Raw genomic sequence first — 14,239 nt, forward strand, 5'->3', positions numbered from 1 at the left:
GCATGTCCGCTGCTCATGCCTACGAATTCGAGGTTCCCGAGCATTCGCCTGCCCCCACCGAGGCGGTGGACCGGGCGGTCGACGGCAACGTCGTCTACCTCACCCGCAGCGGTCGTCGTGTCGCTGCGGTCGTGCCCGCCGAGCGCAGTCAGGCGGACATCGAGACGATCGTCGAAGGGCTGCTCGCCGTGGTGGAGCCCATTGTCGAGAGTGATCCGGTGAGTGGCGAGAGGTTGCTCCAGACCTGGATCGCCAGCGTGGAGGCGGGCCGGGACGACGAACTTGCCCGGGCCATGGTCGAGGCGTTGCAGGACATGCTCGACGATCTGCGGGAACTGCCGGACGCGGCCGACCGCCTGGCCGCCTACCGCGCCGGCCGGGCGAGCGGCGTCCCATGGGAGCAGGCAAGCGGGAGCTTGATCTGTGACGTGGCACGTGGAGATCGACCGTCCCGCCCTCAAGCAGCTCGCGGCTCTCGAGCGGTTCCGCGCGTTCTCCTATGACGAGCTGATCGCCCGCGACAAGGTGAACTTGGACATCACTTGGCTCAAGGATGCGTCGCTGGAGGATGCCGACTCGCTGCTGCCACCCGAGGTGATCGCTCAGGAGATCGTCGACGATCTGCAAGCAGCCCTGGCCGAGTTTGCCGCCATCGCCGAGGCGCTCGGGTCGAGGTCGAAGGATCTCGCGGCAGAGGCGTAGCGAAGCTTGTCCTCACGGAAGGGGCGGCGAGCGTAGCGGTGCCCAGCCGATGAATCGCGCGAACAGCGCTTGTGGACTCGGCGCCTCGTCGGGTTGAGGCGATGCAGCTCTTCAGCCGCGTCGTAGAGCTGTCCGCACAGATAGACCGACAGGGCGAGGCGGTCACCCGCGTACTCGACCAGCAGGGCGAGCCGAGCCTCCGCGCACGGCCACGGGTGAGCGCAGTGCCGGCAGATCCAGAGTGGGCGCATGGGTAGATGCGGGCGGGTGTCGGTGTTCATGCTGGCACCAGCAGTGGTGTGGTGGTGGGGGCAATCCGGCTCGCGGCTGGGTGCTCGCCGGCCCTCGCGTTCAGCCGGCGCAGTCCAGCCGGCTGCACGAACAACTCTCGTTTGGCGACCGCATCGCCCCTGTCGTTCAACTCGTACACCTCGATCCATGCCCAGCCGTCGAACGTTCGGCGGTCGGTGATCTCGCGAATGACGCGCACGGTGATCGGGCGACAGAACTGCACGCTCGCCGCACGGTCGAGCCGTAGAAAATCTCCCGCCCGGATCGGATGCGCGCTCACCGTGGCTCGTCGGGACCGGTCACGGCGGCCTTGACCAGGCGTGCGTAGACCACCTCCAGGCAGGGGTAGTCCTCGCCGCAGCCGCACACCCAGCGGACGACCCTGCGTGGCGGGTGGGCGAAGAGGATGTCGTCGGCGTCCTCGATGTCCTGCGCCGAGACAAAGGATTCTGCGGGGGACGTATCGTCGGTGCGCTCGCCCATCGGGCCTCCCGTCGGGGTGCGACGTGTGGGTGACAGGTACGCACGCCCGGCCGTCCGGGGGATTGGTCGGCCGAGCGCTCTGCGCGGTGGGAACAGACCAACTCCGGTTTGCAGACCTGGGAGCCGGTCAGATCGAGCTTTACACGCCTAGTCACGCAATGCAAGCACGACAACACGTTGCTTGTCATGGCTAGTCGTGCGTGATCGAATGGCGGGGCAGACCTGGGAGTCCATATGCCCGTCAAACCGAAGTGGGAACAGCTCGCGGACCAGCTCCGCACTCAGATTCAGTCAGGAGAACTCGCGCCGGGGGACAAGTTGCCGTCCACGGCGCAGCTCAAGGCAGAGCACAGCGTCTCGACGACAGTAGTCCGCCAGGCCATCCTCGTGCTTCAGACGCAGGGATGGGTGGAGGGCGTGCACGGCCTCGGCGTGTTCGTCGCCGAGCGCCCCGGGTCGCGCTGACCCGGAGAATGCGAGATCTTGGAAACGGCGGGCCCTCCTGAGGGCCGTTTCCTTCCATGGTCTGGAGTTAAGGCGGGATGGCGCGTGGCGGCGGGGAGCTGGACGGCTTCCACATTGCACATCTGCCGACCGGCGTCGGTGACTCGGTGTCGGACTTCGCCACCGAGTGGGAGGACGTCCGCTTCGCCACCCGCGTCTGGGAGCGCCAGGTCGAGGGCGGCTACCAGGTCGACTTGCGGGTGCACGTGCTCCACGGTGAGCGTCTCGCCGATCTGACTGCCCTCCGCGAGTTCCTCGCCGCGTATCACGAGCGCGACGCCGCCATCTGGGAGCTTGCCGACTTCGCCCACCCCGACGGACCCGGCCTGACCAGCGACGCCGAAGCGTTCTGGATCGTCGAACCCGGTCTGGCGGTCGACGTGCTGGTCGACCCGGACGCGGCGGACGCGGACGCGCTCCGCACGATCGCTCACGGCGTCGTCCGGCACCAGGACGCCGATGACTCGACGCTTCGGTGACCGCGCCACCTTCGCCGTGAAGGTCGGCGGGGCGAAGTCTCTGGCGCTGGGCGTCGTCGACCTCTGGGCCGCCGGCGCACTGCTGACTGCCCACGACAACTGGACCGTCCTGCCGCGCTTCTGCGCTGCCTTGCGGTCGACGGCGGCGCTGGTGCGCCAGGGTGAGGTCGCACCCTGCCCCTATCCGGGCTGCCGTAAGCGGCGGCACGTCGACTGTCCGGGCCGGACGCCGGAGGAGAACTTCCGACGCCTGCACGGGGACCAGAGCGCGTTCCGGGAGCGATTCTTGTTCCTCCAGTGGGGCGAGACCGTCGACAACGTGTCGAAGTATGCCTACCTAAACGACGGCGGCCTGGTCCTCGTCTTCGCGTTCTGGCGGGCCGACCACCCTCACCCGCAGCCCCATACGGCGGCGTTCGCCGTGGCCAGGGTGACGGCCGTCTCCGTTCGCCACCTGGCGCGTAAGGAGGTTCGCATCAGGTCGACGACCAAGTGGTGGGAAGGTGGTGGACTCGGGCAGCGCGCCCTGAGCGGCACGCTGGATCCCGCGTGGCGCACGGTGACTAGCGGTGCGATGCGATAGCATTCCTGGTGTGACCAGCCCGGTGAGCAAGAAGTCGTTCTCGCTGCCCGCGGACGTCGCGGAGCGTCTGGAGCGTGAGCCGAACGCGAGCGCCTACGTCGTCGACGCCGTGCGGGCGCGGATGCGCGCCGAGGATCTCGATGCCGAACTGGCCCGGCGTGGGATGACGGTTTCCGCCGAGGGTCGTGCTCGTGCGCGGGCGCAGCGCGCCCAGGTGGAACAGGAATGGTCGCCCGGTCGTCGTCAGGCGTTGCGCGAGCGGTCGCGTCGGGCGGCGCGGGAGATGCTCGACGGGACAGATCCTCAGGCGCCGGCGGCATGACCGCTGCTGGACCGCCGGTCCGCCTGGTGTTGGACCGTTCGGCGTTGGTCGGATACGTGGCCGGTTCGATGCATGTGGCCGAACCGTTGCACGAGGTCGCGCACGACGGGGTGCGCTTCGGCGTGCCGGCGGTCGTCGTGGCCGAGGCCTTGGCGATGATCGACGATCCGGGTGACCGTGCGGTGCTGCATCGGTTGCTGGAGCGTCCCGCCTGCGCGGTTCTGCCAACCTGGGGCGAGGACTGGCTGGAGTTGGCATACTGGCGCCGCCTCACCGGCCGGGCCGACCTCGCCGCGGCGGCGATGGCCGTCCTCGATCACGACGCCAGCGTGCTGACCAGCGAGGGTAAGGCGTACGGCGACGGGGGAGACCTGCCCGTCATCGCCTTCCCGGGCTGACCGGGCGTGCCGGCCGGCGACTCCCGTGACGGGAACCGCCGGCCGACACAATTCAGCGGTGTGCGTTGCTCGGCCGCCCCCACGGCCCGGTGATCGCGAACACGTACCCCGGCGTCTGGATGTTGGCGAACAGGATCTTCCCGTCGGCGCTGAACGTCGGCCCGGTGAACTCGCTGTCGTTCAGCTCGTTGCGGGCCAGCGGGTACGCCTTGCCCTGCGCGGTGACGCCGACCAGGTGCGACACCCCCTCGCCGTCCTCGGCCAGGATCACCCCACCGTACGGGGAGACGGTGATGTTGTCCGGCCCGTCGTAGTTGCCGCTGTCGGCCTCCGGGTCGGTGTTCACCCCGAAGATGGTCTTCAGCGTGACGGTCTGCCGGCGCGGGTCGTAGAACCAGACCTGGCCGTCGTGCTCGTTGACGCTGCCGTCGGTGTGCCGGGCGTAGCTGGCCACGAAGTAGGCTCCGCCGTCGCCCCACCAGGCGCCCTCCAGCTTGCGGCTGCGGGTCACCTCGCCGTCGGTGAACTGCTTGCGCACCGACACGGTCCGGGCGTCCCGGTCCGGCACCTCCACCCACTCCACTTTGTACCGGGTGCCGGGCGTGGTGGCCTCGGACAGGTCGGCCACGTGCGTGTCGCCGCGCAGGCAGCGCATCGCTTCCAGGGTGCCGGCGGTGCCGCCGTCGGGCCGCTGGGCGAGCGCGCGCAGCGCGCCCTTGCCGGCCCGGAAGCCGGGCGGCGGCGTCCACCGGAAGTACAGGCCGTTCGGGCCGCTCGCGTCCTCGGTCAGGTGGATCGAGTGGGTGTACGGGTCGACCGCCACCGCCTCGTGCGAGAAACGGCCGAGGAACGTCAGCGGCACCGGGTCGGTGTTGGCGGACCGGTCGTGCGGGTCGACCTCGAAGACGTACCCGTGGTCCTTGAGGAACTGCCCGCCGGCGCGCTGCTCGGTCTCCTCGCAGGTCAGCCACGTGCCCCACGGGGTGATGCCGCCGGCGCAGTTGTTGTGCGTGCCGGCGACGCTGACGTATTCGCGCAGCCGCCGGCCGTGCTTGTCCACCTCGATGGTGGTGGTGCCGCCGTGCGCGCCCGGGTCGTAGGTGAGGCCGGGCAGCGCCGGCACCGGGTGGGGCTCGCTGCCGCCGATCTCGTGGTTGTTGACCAGCACCGAGCCGCGCGGGCCGCGGAAGCAGCCGGTGCCGTCGGCGTCGCTGGGGGTCGGCTGCCCCGACTCCAGCAGCGTCGCGCCCGCCTCGGCGACGACGGTGTAGGAGAAGCCCGGCGGCAGGGCCAGCAGGCCGGCCGGGTCGGGCACCAGATCGCCGTAGCCGGCCGCGGGCCGGCACGCGGCCCGGGCCGCCGCCGGGCCGGCGATGGCGTCCAGGTTGCCGGCCACCACGATGCCGAGGCCGCCGGCCGCGCCACCCAGCAGCGCCCGCCGGGAGAGGGGAGAGGAGGTCACGTCGTCGCCTTCCTGTGCACACGAGGTTGCACTGGCAGGCAAGCCGGGTCCCGGGAACGGTGGGCGGCGGGACCGGCGCCCGCCGGGTGAACAGTGGACGAACCTCGGGTGCCGAGCGCGTCGTGCTCCGCTCGCGCCCGTCCGTTAGGGTTCCCTCGATCGCAGACGGCGTCGGAGGGCGGACGGTGGACAGGCTCGCGACGGCGTACCGGAAGGCGGTCGACCGGCACCGGGCGGCGCTGCGGCACTGGGCGGCGGCCCGGCGGGCGCTGGGCGCCGCCGGCCCGGCCCCGGTCGGCAGCCCCGAGCTGGTCGCCCGGCTGGCCCGCCTCGGCGGGGAGTTGGCCGCCGCGGTGCCGGGCACCGCCCGCGTCGCGACCCACCCCGTTCCGGTACGCCTCGGCGAGGCGACCACCGTCGACGGCGCGTTCCCGGTGCTGGTGCCGGTGGGGGCCGGCGCCCACCTGGCGATCGACGCGGACGCCCGCGACCCGCGCGTCGGCGAGCTGCTGCGCGCGGTGGTGGTGCGGCTGCTCACCGCCGCCCCGGCCGGCGCGGTCCGGGTGGTCGGCATCGACCAGGCGGCGTTCGGCGCGGCGTTCCTGCCGCTGCGCCCGCTGCACGACGCCGGGGTGCTCGCGGCGGCGGCGACCACCGAGGCGGAGACGACCGCGCTGCTGGACGCCGCGGAGCGGCACGCGCGTACCGCCCAGCGGGCCGACCCGGAGGACCGCGATCTGCTGGTGGTGGTCGCCGCTTCGACCCCGCCGGCGCGGGAGCTGGCCCGGCTGGCCGCGCTCACCCACGCCGGCCCGGCCGCGGCGGTCTGCGTGCTGCTGGCCGGCTACGCGCCGGCCGGGCCGGCGGGGACGGCCGGCCATCCGCCGGCCGCTGAGGGCCGGACCGGTCCGCAGGGAGCGGGGCCGGGTGGCGCGTCCACGTCGGCGGCCGGGCAGTGGCCGGTCGGGCCGGCGGCGGCAGGCGGCGCGCCGCCGCTGGGGGCGACCACGCAGCTGCGGGTCACCGGGCGCTACACGCTTGTCGGCGACCCGCCGGGGCGGCCGTTCAGCACCGACGGCAGCGGGCTGGCCGCGCCGGTGGTGCTCGACCGCGACCCGTCGCACGCGACGGTGACGGCGCTGGCCCGCCGGCTGGCCGAGGCCGCCGACGACAGCTCCGGCGTCACGTTCGCCGACCTGCTGCCGGCGTCCCGGTGGGCCGGATCGGCCGGCGCCGGCCTGCGGACCGTGCTCGGTCGGGCCGGCCGCAAGCCGGTGACCGTCGCGTTCGACGACACCACGCCGCACTGGCTGGTCGGCGGGCGCACCGGCGCCGGCAAGACGGTGCTGCTGCTGGACGTGCTCTACGGGCTGGCCGCCCGCTATTCCCCGGCCGAGCTGCGGCTGATGCTGCTCGACTTCAAGGAGGGCGTCAGCTTCACCGAGTTCGTGCCCACCGACCGTGACCCGTCCTGGCTGCCGCACGCCCGCGCGGTCGGCATCGAGTCCGACCGCGAGTACGGCGTGGCCGTGCTCCGGGAACTGCGCGCCGAGCTGACCGACCGGGCCGACCTGCTCAAGCGCCACGGCGTCAGCCGGCTGGCCGACCTGCCGCCGAACGCCCGGCCGCCCCGGGTCGTCACCGTCGTCGACGAGTTCCACGTGCTGTTCGCCGGTAACGACGCGCTGGCCCGGCAGGCGGTCGACCTGATCGAGGAACTGGCCCGCAAGGGCCGCTCGTACGGCCTGCACCTGGTGCTGGCCAGCCAGAGCACCACCGGCATCGAGGCCCTCTACGGCCGGGCCGAGGCGATCTTCGGTCAGTTCCCGCTGCGCATCGCGCTGCCCGGCGGGGACGCCGTGCTGGACCCGCGCAACGACGCCGCGCGCGGACTCACCGTGGGCACGGCCGTGGTGAACACCGCCGCCGGCGCGCCCGGCGCCGACGTCGAGGTGCGGTTCCCGGACGCGCACGCCGCCGCGGCCGACCTCGCGGCGCTGCGCCACGAGCTGCACGCGGCCCGGCCGCCGGGCTCCCGACCGCCGTCGGTCTTCCGCGGCCACGAGACGCCCCGGCTCACCGACGACCCCGCCTGGGCCGCGCTGGCGCCCGGCGCCGACCCGCCGTACGCCCTGCTCGGTCGCGTCGTGGACGTCGCCGGCAGCGCGGCCGGGTTCGCCCTCGACACCAGCCCCGGCCGGCACCTGGCGGTGGTCGGCACCGCCGCCGCCGGCGCCGAGCTGCTGCGTTGCGCCGTGCTGTCGCTGGCCCGCCAGCACGCTCCGGGCACCGCCCGGTTCCTGTTCGCGCCGCTGGCCCCGGGCACCACCGACCTCGCCGACGACCTGGCCATGACGCTTGCCGCCGCCGGCCAGGCGGTGCGCCGGCTCGACGCCGACGCGCTGCGCGCCTTCCTCGCCGAGGCGGCCGGCGACGAGCTCGGTTCGGGCCGCACCTACCTGGTGGCGTTCGGGATGGACGCCGCCGCCGGCGCGCTGGCCGCCACCGATCCGGGCACGTTCCGCTCCGGCCACGACGACCTGCGCGCGGTGTTGCGGCACGGCCCGGCGCGCGGCGTGCACGTGCTCGGCTGGTGGCGCGGGTTGCGCCGGCTCGCCGACGACCTCGGCGGCAGCGGGCACCGCGACGACGTGACCGCGCTGGTCGCGGTGAACGTGCCGGCCGCCGACCTGGGTCTGCACCTGGGCGTGCACGACCTCGCCTGGACGCCACGCGAGGGACGCGCGTTGCTGGTCGACCGGCACGAGCACCGCACCGCCCTGATGGTGCCGTTCGCCGCCGACCAGGACGCATCATGAGTGGGTTCGACGAGTACGCGGCGCTGGTCCGGGAACTGTCCGCCCGGCAGCGCGGCGGGGAACGGGCGGTCGCCGCCGAGGCGGAGCGCCGCCGTGGCCTCCAGTCCGACGTGGACACGCTCGGGACGCGACTGGCCGCCCAGGGCGCGTACCTCGACCGGCTCGGGGCGGCGCTCGGCACGCCGATGGCGTCCGTCCCGGACGCGCCGCCGGCCGGACCCGCGCCGGGCAGGACGGCCGCGCCCGGCTCGGGCGCCGGATCCGTGGCGAGCCCTGGACACGGACCCGAAACGGGGGACGGGACGGTCGGCGGCGCAGCCGCCGCGCCGAGGCGGCCGGGCGTCGGGGCGTATCCCGGGGGGAGCGTGCCGACCGGCGACCCGGCGGTGGAGCTGGCGGCGGCCGGGCGGCTGGCCGACGAGGCCGACCGGCACGGGCAGGAGACCGAGGCGCTGGCCCGGCGGCCGGTGCTGCTGCCGACGTGGTCCGCGCCGGGCCGGGCGGTCGCGGTCTACGCCGGATGCGCGCTCATCGGGTCGCTGCTGATGCTTGTCGCGCTGGCCGGCACGCCGCTGCCGGTCTCCGGGATGGACCTGGTGGCGGCGGTGTCCTGCGCGGGTGTGCCGCTGATGTCCTTCGTGGCCGGTCAGCTCGTGCTGGCGAGGTGGGGGCGGCCGATGCTTGCCGACGGGGAGGCCCCGGCCGGGCGCTACGTGCCGCTGGGTTTCGTGATCTGCGCGCTGGTTTCCCCGTCGCTGTTCTGCCTCTACCTGGCCCTGTTCCGCCTCCTGCGCTGAGCCGCCCGCCCCGCCCGGCCCGGCCCTCGGTTGACCGAGGAAGGCTCCGGGGGCGGGCGGTAGGCTGGCCCGAGGCGACGCGGGGAGGGCTTGTGAGCGCTGCGGAGGTCATCGCGCGGCTGGCGGCGGCGGCACGGAAGCTGGACGAGGCGAAGGCCCGCACGGCCGCCGCCGCGCAGGACGCGGCCGAGGCGCGGGCGTTGGTCGCGGGCGCGCTGGAGGGTGCCACGGCCGGCCCGCTGATCGGCGTCATCGACGCCTACCGGCAGGCGCTCGCCCAAGCCGCGCAGGGCGGCGAGCCGGCCCGCCAGCACGTGCAGGAGACCATCGCCAAGGTGCAGGCGCTGGGCAACTGAGCGGCCGTCACGGGTCGGTGAGGACGAGCCAGTCGCCGTCGCGTCGGGTGACGGTGACGTCCGGGGGCCAGAGGTGGGTGACCGCCGTCGACGCGCGGGCCCGGTCGACCAGGGGGCGGCGGGCCAGCGAGGCGCCCTCGAAGCGGGCCCGACCGTGGAACACCGCCCGGCCGAAGTTGGTGCCGCCCTCGAAGCGGGCCCCCTCGAACCAGGCCTCCTCGCCGAACTCGGTCCAGCGGAACAGCGCCAGGTCGGCGAAGCGCGCCCGGTGGAACCCGGCGTAGCCGCCGAACGTGGTGTGTTCCATGGACAGTCCGCTGAGGAACTGCGCCTCGCGGAAGGTGGCGGGGCCGGCGAACGTGGCCCGGTCGAAGCTGCTCGGCTGCCGCAGCGTGGCCTCTCGGAAGGAGACCTCGCCGAAGCTCGCCCCCCGGCAGGTCAGCTCGCCGCCGAGGTCGGCCCGGTCGAAGCCGGCCCGGCCGGTGATCCGGGCGTCGTCGAGCACGAGGTCGGCGTCGCCGGTGAGGTCGTCGAACACGACGTCGGTGAACTCGGCGGTCAGCCGCAGCCGGCCGTGCGTGACCGCCCCGGCGAAACTGGTGGTGCCGGTGCAGACCGCGCCGGTGAGGTCCAGGTCGACCAGGGTGCAGCCGGCGGCGTCGAAGCCGTCCAGCCGGGCGCCGGTCAGGTCCAGCGCGATCCCGGGCCACCAGGTGTCCGCCTCCGCCGCCCGCAGGTGCCGGGTGAGCGTCCGCTGGGCGGTGCGGCGCACCTCATTCTCGCGCGGGTCGTCCGACGCCGGCATCCGGAGGTAGGCGCAGAGCACCGCCACCGTGGTCGGGCGCTGCCCCGGGTTGTCCTGACCGAGCCGTTCCAGGGCGTGCAGGCCGCCCAGCCGTACCGCCGGGTTGTCGCTGCCGACCAGCTCGATCGCGCGGACGTACAGCTCGGTGAGTCGGCGCTCGGCGGCGTCGTGCTCGGCGGCGGTGGCCTGGCGTTCCTGGTGCCGCGCGGCGGCCTCGGCGACCGTCTCGGCGTGCGCCTGCACCCGGTCGCGGTGAGCCTGGTCGCGGTCGGCGACGGCCTCCTGGTGTCGTTGGCCGCGCTCGCTGATCCACTGTCGCCGGGCGGCGAGGAGCAGCGCCAGCCCGCCGCCGGTGCCGGCGACCACGGTGAGCCCGGTGCGGATGGCGTCGACGCGCAGCGTGGCCCGGGCGTCGGGTTGGGTGGCCCGGTCGGCCTCGGCGAGCAGCCGGTCGAGCGCGAGCCAACCGAGGGCGACGGCCAGCAGCAGCCCGAGCAGCGCCAGCCACCAGGGCATCACCTTCAGCGGCTTCTCCGGCGGCGGTGGGGCGGACACGGCGCCCAGCATGCCATCCGGGGACGACCGCCGGGGGGCGTGGACCGCCGTCGGAAATGCCGGTTCCTGCTTCTGGCGGCACAACTGGTTACCGGCGCGTAACTTTTCATTGACGTGTGTGAAATCGGACACGCATCATCGTTCCCACGATCGATCGGATCCCACCCGTCCCTCCCGGTCAACCCGGGTGCCTCCTCCCATCGGAGGTGCAGCCCATGCTGCTCCGAACGGTCCTGGCCGCCACCGCCGCCGCCACCGCCCTGCTCCTGCCGGCCACCGCCGCCCACGCCGCCGCGCCCACCGGGCCGAGCGCCGTCACCACCGCCCACGCGGACGCCCCCACCGCCGCCACCCCCGCCAGCACGGTCACCGCCGCCGAGCGGGCCGCCGCCGCGGCCGCCGACCCGGTCATCGTGGTCGGCGGCCTGATCGGCGTCTCCATCGCCTACGAGCCGATCGCCGCCCGACTGCGCGCCGACGGCTACCGGGTATGGATCTACCAACTGCCGAACCTCGGCTTCGGCGACATCCGCGAGTCCGCCCGGGCCCTGTCGTCCTACGTGGACCAGATCCGCGCCGCCACCGGGGCCGCCCGGGTGGACCTGGTCACCCACTCCGAGGGCGGCCTGGTCAGCCGCTGGTACGTCAAGTCCCTCGGCGGCGCCGGCAAGGTCGACCAGTACGTCAGCCTGGGCACCCCGCAGTACGGCACCTACGTCGCCAACATCGTCAACCTCGTCGGGCTGGGCAGTTGCGCCGGCATCGTCGCCTGCCAGCAGATGACCATCGGATCGAGCTTCCTGGCCGACCTGAACGCCGGCGACGACACCCCCGGCCCGGTCCGCTGGACCACGCTGCGCACCTGGCAGGACGAACTGGTCCGGCCGGTCGACAACGCCGTGCTCGCCGACGGCGCGACGAACGTCCTGGTGCAGGCGTGGTGCCCGCTGCGGGTCGTCGGCCACCTCGGCCTGGTCCTCGACGGCACCACCTACACCGCGGTGCGGCAGACCCTCGCGGGCGCCGCGATCCGACCGAACTGCTTCGCGGTCTGAGCCGCTCCGGGCCCGCCGTCGAGGCGGGCCCGGACCGGCCACGCTCACCCCTCGGCGCGGCCCCGGATCAGGTCGGCGGCCCGCCACGCCAGCGCCGTCACCGGGGCGCTGGTCCACCCCGCCACCATCACCGGCAGCACCGATGCGTCCACCACCCGCAGCCCGTCGACGCCGCGCACCCGCAGCTCGGGGTCGACCACGTAGGCGTCGTCCGCGCCCATCGCACAGGTGCCGACCGCGTGGTAGCCGCAGTAGCCGCGCGTCACCGCCGCCTCGACGATCTCCTCGTCGGTCCGCGTCGCCGCACCGGGCACGGTCTCCGCGTGGATCCGTTTGGCGATCGGCCCGCTGGCGAAGAACTCCCGCATCCGGCGGAACAGGTCCACCGCCACCCGCCGGTCGTGCGCGGTGGCCAGATAGTTCGCCACGATCGCCGGCGGGACGCGCGGGTCCGCGTCGACGACGGCGAGGGTGCCCTCGCTGTCCGGCCGGGTCACCGTGCCCAGGCACATCACGCCCGGCTCCCGTTCCAGCTCCAACGCCCGGCCCGGGCGGGGCGGCGCGGCCGAGAACGGCGCCATCAGCAGGTGACCGTCCGGGCGGTCCAGGTCGGGACGGGACTTCACGTGGGCGGCCACGTCGAGCACCGGCAGGGCCAGCGGGCCGCCGCGGGTCAGCAGCCAGCGCAGCGTCGCGCGGGCCTGCCCGAGCGGGCTCCCGAGCCGGGCGTTGTGGCCGCCCGGACCGGCCAGCCGGTATTGCAACGCGATCGACCGGTGCTCCCGCAACCCGGCGCCCACCCGAGGGCGGTCGATCAGCACCGGCACGCCGGCGGCCCGCAGGGTGTCGGCCGGCCCGATGCCCGAGACCTGCAACAACTGCGGGGTGGCCAGTGCGCCGGCGGCGAGGATCACCTCGCCGGCCGCCCGGTGCTCGACCTCCCGGCCCCGGTGCGCCACCCGTACGCCGACCGCCCGGCCGCCCTCGACCAGCACCCGCAGCGCGACCGCGCCGACCGCGACGGTCAGGTTGGGGCGGCGCCGGGCCGGGTGCAGGAACGCGTCGGCGGCGCTGACCCGCCGGCCACGGTGGATGGTCGCGGTCGGATAGCCGATCCGCTCGTCGTCGTCGGCGTCCAGGTCGTCCACCGGTCGCAGGCCCAACTCCGCCCCGGTGGCCACCATCTCCTCGGCCAGCGGGTCGGTGCCGGTGGCGACGGAGAGCCGCACCGGACCGCCGACGCCCCGGTGCGGCGCGGGCCCCAGCGGGTGGTCCTCCAGCCGCTGGAACACCTGCCGCACCGCCGACCAACCCCAGCCCAGCGGCGCCAGCGCGTCCCAGTCCCGGGGCGCCCCGCGGCTCCAGATCATGCCGTTGACCGACGTCGAGCCGCCGACCATCCGGCCACGTTGCCAGGTCTCCCGCCGGCCCGGCCCGATCGTCGCCGGATAGTGCCAGGCGGTGCGCGGATCGTCCATCAACCGGGAGAACGCCTTCGGCACCCGGACGAACGGGCTGCGGTCCCAGCCGCCGGCCTCCACCAGCAGCACCCGGGTGCCCGGGTCCTGGGTCAGCCGGTCGGCCAGCACGCAGCCCGCCGCGCCGGCGCCGACGACGACGTAGTCGAATTCCACCACTGAGGACCCCCACTCATGAGAATCCTTCCCACCGTAGTTTCTCGACCACGCCTCGGATAGGGGGCCGGTCAGGCCGCCTTCGCCAGCGCCTCGTACTCGTCGTCGGTCAGCTCCACCTCGGCCGCCGCCACGTTCTCCTCCAGGTGCCCCACCGACGAGGTGCCCGGGATTGGCAGCATGACCGGCGACCGGCGCAGCAGCCACGCCAGGGCGAGCTGCGCGGGGGTCGCGCCGTGCCCGGTCGAGATCGCGTCCAGCGGGCCCCCCGGCCGGGCCAGGTTGCCGGTGGCGATCGGGAACCAGGGGATGAACGCCAGGTCGTTGCGCTCGCAGTGCGCCAGCACGTCCTCGGCGCCGCGGTCGGCCAGGTTGTAGAGGTTCTGCACGGACACGATCGGGGTGATCGCCCGGGCCTCCTCGATCTGCTCGACCGACACCTCGGAGAGCCCGACGTGCCGGATCTTGCCCTCCTGCTTCAGCAGCGCCAGCTCGCCGAGCTGGTCGGCCAGCGGCACCTGGGCGTCGATCCGGTGCAACTGGTAGAGCCCGATCGACTCCAGGCCCAGGTGACGCAGGCTCAGCTCGCACTGCTGGCGCAGGTATTCCGGGCGCCCCACCGGCCGCCAGTCACCGGGACCGGAGCGGGTCAGCCCGGCCTTCGTGGCGATCACCAGGTCGTCGGCGTACGGGTGCAGTGCTTCCTTGATCAACATTTCGCTGACGAACGGCCCGTACGAGTCGGCGGTGTCGATGAACGTGACCCCCAGCTCGTACGCGCGGCGCAGCACCCGCACCGCCTCGGCCGGGTCCTTCGGATCGCCCCAGACACCGGGCCCGGTGAGCTGCATCGCCCCATAGCCCAGACGGTCGACCCGCAGGTCACCGCCGATCCGGTAGCTGCCCGACGCCTTGGCCGGCTGCCTGCTGGTGGCCATCGTGATCCTCCTGCGGTGGGTGGTCTCCGACCGGAGGACATTCCCCGAAACGCGGG

17 protein-coding genes and 1 pseudogene are annotated in these 14,239 nt (G+C 74.0%); 11 read left to right on the forward strand and 7 right to left on the reverse strand.

Features of this window, described 5'->3' with window-relative positions:
• The first annotated feature begins 2 nt into the window (after positions 1-2).
• Complete coding sequence (locus tag AB0H28_RS16605; protein WP_358040141.1) at positions 3-503, forward strand: hypothetical protein; 501 nt, start codon at positions 3-5, stop codon at positions 501-503.
• A complete protein-coding gene (locus tag AB0H28_RS16610; RefSeq protein ID WP_358040143.1) occupies positions 436-702 on the forward strand; it encodes a hypothetical protein in 267 nt (88 codons plus the stop codon). Before AB0H28_RS16605 ends, AB0H28_RS16610 begins: the two co-directional genes overlap by 68 nt.
• 12 nt (positions 703-714) lie before the next feature.
• Here AB0H28_RS16610 and AB0H28_RS16615 read toward each other — a convergent pair.
• From AB0H28_RS16615 to AB0H28_RS16625, 3 genes and pseudogenes are all read right to left on the reverse strand, one after another.
• Positions 715-983: pseudogene (locus AB0H28_RS16615) on the reverse strand (hypothetical protein).
• The gene (locus AB0H28_RS16620; protein ID WP_358040146.1) at positions 980-1,273 is read right to left on the reverse strand and encodes a hypothetical protein; all 294 of its coding nucleotides are present in this window, start codon (positions 1,271-1,273) and stop codon (positions 980-982) included. The pseudogene AB0H28_RS16615 and the gene AB0H28_RS16620 overlap by 4 nt, the downstream one beginning before the upstream one ends.
• Positions 1,270-1,476, reverse strand: coding sequence for a hypothetical protein (locus tag AB0H28_RS16625; protein WP_358040149.1), 207 nt, complete (start codon positions 1,474-1,476; stop codon positions 1,270-1,272). Before AB0H28_RS16625 ends, AB0H28_RS16620 begins: the two co-directional genes overlap by 4 nt.
• 234 nt (positions 1,477-1,710) lie before the next feature.
• On the opposite strand from AB0H28_RS16625, the gene AB0H28_RS16630 reads away from it, so the two are divergent.
• From AB0H28_RS16630 to AB0H28_RS16650, 5 genes are all read left to right on the forward strand, one after another.
• Complete coding sequence (locus tag AB0H28_RS16630; RefSeq protein ID WP_358040152.1) at positions 1,711-1,941, forward strand: winged helix-turn-helix domain-containing protein; 231 nt, start codon at positions 1,711-1,713, stop codon at positions 1,939-1,941.
• A gap of 77 nt (positions 1,942-2,018) precedes the next feature.
• Entirely contained in the window at positions 2,019-2,459 is a 441-nt protein-coding gene (locus AB0H28_RS16635) for a hypothetical protein (protein ID WP_358040155.1), read from the forward strand.
• Positions 2,440-3,042 carry a hypothetical protein gene (locus tag AB0H28_RS16640; RefSeq protein ID WP_358040158.1) on the forward strand — a complete coding sequence of 201 codons (603 nt, stop codon included), beginning with the start codon at positions 2,440-2,442 and terminating at the stop codon, positions 3,040-3,042. Before AB0H28_RS16635 ends, AB0H28_RS16640 begins: the two co-directional genes overlap by 20 nt.
• A 10-nt stretch (positions 3,043-3,052) precedes the next feature.
• Positions 3,053-3,364, forward strand: a complete 312-nt coding sequence (locus AB0H28_RS16645; RefSeq protein ID WP_358040161.1) for a hypothetical protein — start codon at positions 3,053-3,055, stop codon at positions 3,362-3,364.
• Complete coding sequence (locus AB0H28_RS16650; protein ID WP_358040164.1) at positions 3,361-3,762, forward strand: hypothetical protein; 402 nt, start codon at positions 3,361-3,363, stop codon at positions 3,760-3,762. Before AB0H28_RS16645 ends, AB0H28_RS16650 begins: the two co-directional genes overlap by 4 nt.
• A gap of 52 nt (positions 3,763-3,814) precedes the next feature.
• Here the strand turns inward: AB0H28_RS16650 and AB0H28_RS16655 are convergent, their stop codons facing one another.
• Entirely contained in the window at positions 3,815-5,224 is a 1,410-nt protein-coding gene (locus AB0H28_RS16655; protein WP_358040167.1) for an alkaline phosphatase PhoX, read from the reverse strand.
• Between the two features lie 185 nt (positions 5,225-5,409).
• On the opposite strand from AB0H28_RS16655, the gene AB0H28_RS16660 reads away from it, so the two are divergent.
• The 3 genes from AB0H28_RS16660 (at position 5,410) to AB0H28_RS16670 (ending at position 9,196) form a co-directional block, all read left to right on the forward strand.
• Positions 5,410-8,043 (forward strand): FtsK/SpoIIIE domain-containing protein, encoded by a 2,634-nt coding sequence (locus AB0H28_RS16660; protein ID WP_358040170.1) that lies wholly within the window; start codon positions 5,410-5,412, stop codon positions 8,041-8,043.
• Positions 8,040-8,840, forward strand: a complete 801-nt coding sequence (locus AB0H28_RS16665) for a hypothetical protein (protein WP_358040172.1) — start codon at positions 8,040-8,042, stop codon at positions 8,838-8,840. The genes AB0H28_RS16660 and AB0H28_RS16665 overlap by 4 nt, the downstream gene beginning before the upstream one ends.
• A gap of 92 nt (positions 8,841-8,932) precedes the next feature.
• Positions 8,933-9,196 (forward strand): DUF6244 family protein, encoded by a 264-nt coding sequence (locus AB0H28_RS16670; protein WP_107157547.1) that lies wholly within the window; start codon positions 8,933-8,935, stop codon positions 9,194-9,196.
• Positions 9,197-9,203: 7 nt separating this feature from the next.
• Here the strand turns inward: AB0H28_RS16670 and AB0H28_RS16675 are convergent, their stop codons facing one another.
• Positions 9,204-10,556, reverse strand: coding sequence for a pentapeptide repeat-containing protein (locus tag AB0H28_RS16675; RefSeq protein ID WP_358040175.1), 1,353 nt, complete (start codon positions 10,554-10,556; stop codon positions 9,204-9,206).
• Between the two features lie 215 nt (positions 10,557-10,771).
• Here AB0H28_RS16675 and AB0H28_RS16680 point away from each other — a divergent pair, with 215 nt between their 5' ends.
• Complete coding sequence (locus AB0H28_RS16680) at positions 10,772-11,611, forward strand: alpha/beta fold hydrolase (RefSeq protein WP_358040178.1); 840 nt, start codon at positions 10,772-10,774, stop codon at positions 11,609-11,611.
• Positions 11,612-11,655: 44 nt separating this feature from the next.
• On the opposite strand, the gene AB0H28_RS16685 is transcribed toward AB0H28_RS16680, so the two are convergent.
• A complete protein-coding gene (locus AB0H28_RS16685) occupies positions 11,656-13,248 on the reverse strand; it encodes a GMC family oxidoreductase N-terminal domain-containing protein (RefSeq protein WP_358040181.1) in 1,593 nt (530 codons plus the stop codon).
• Between the two features lie 68 nt (positions 13,249-13,316).
• Positions 13,317-14,189 (reverse strand): aldo/keto reductase, encoded by an 873-nt coding sequence (locus AB0H28_RS16690; protein ID WP_358040288.1) that lies wholly within the window; start codon positions 14,187-14,189, stop codon positions 13,317-13,319.
• Positions 14,190-14,239 lie beyond the last annotated feature (50 nt).

The sequence above is a fragment of the Micromonospora sp. NPDC050980 genome, assembly GCF_040653835.1.
GTDB lineage: Bacteria > Actinomycetota > Actinomycetes > Mycobacteriales > Micromonosporaceae > Micromonospora.

Bases quoted from the DNA above. Each gene is read 5' to 3' on its own strand.
- AB0H28_RS16605 (WP_358040141.1), top strand. From the start codon at position 3: ATGTCCGCTGCTCATGCCTACGAATTCGAGGTTCCCGAGCATTCGCCT.
- AB0H28_RS16625 (WP_358040149.1), bottom strand. From the start codon at position 1,476: ATGGGCGAGCGCACCGACGATACGTCCCCCGCAGAATCCTTTGTCTCG.
- AB0H28_RS16630 (WP_358040152.1), top strand. From the start codon at position 1,711: ATGCCCGTCAAACCGAAGTGGGAACAGCTCGCGGACCAGCTCCGCACT.
- AB0H28_RS16635 (WP_358040155.1), top strand. From the start codon at position 2,019: ATGGCGCGTGGCGGCGGGGAGCTGGACGGCTTCCACATTGCACATCTG.
- AB0H28_RS16640 (WP_358040158.1), top strand. From the start codon at position 2,440: ATGACTCGACGCTTCGGTGACCGCGCCACCTTCGCCGTGAAGGTCGGC.
- AB0H28_RS16650 (WP_358040164.1), top strand. From the start codon at position 3,361: ATGACCGCTGCTGGACCGCCGGTCCGCCTGGTGTTGGACCGTTCGGCG.
- AB0H28_RS16665 (WP_358040172.1), top strand. From the start codon at position 8,040: ATGAGTGGGTTCGACGAGTACGCGGCGCTGGTCCGGGAACTGTCCGCC.
- AB0H28_RS16680 (WP_358040178.1), top strand. From the start codon at position 10,772: ATGCTGCTCCGAACGGTCCTGGCCGCCACCGCCGCCGCCACCGCCCTG.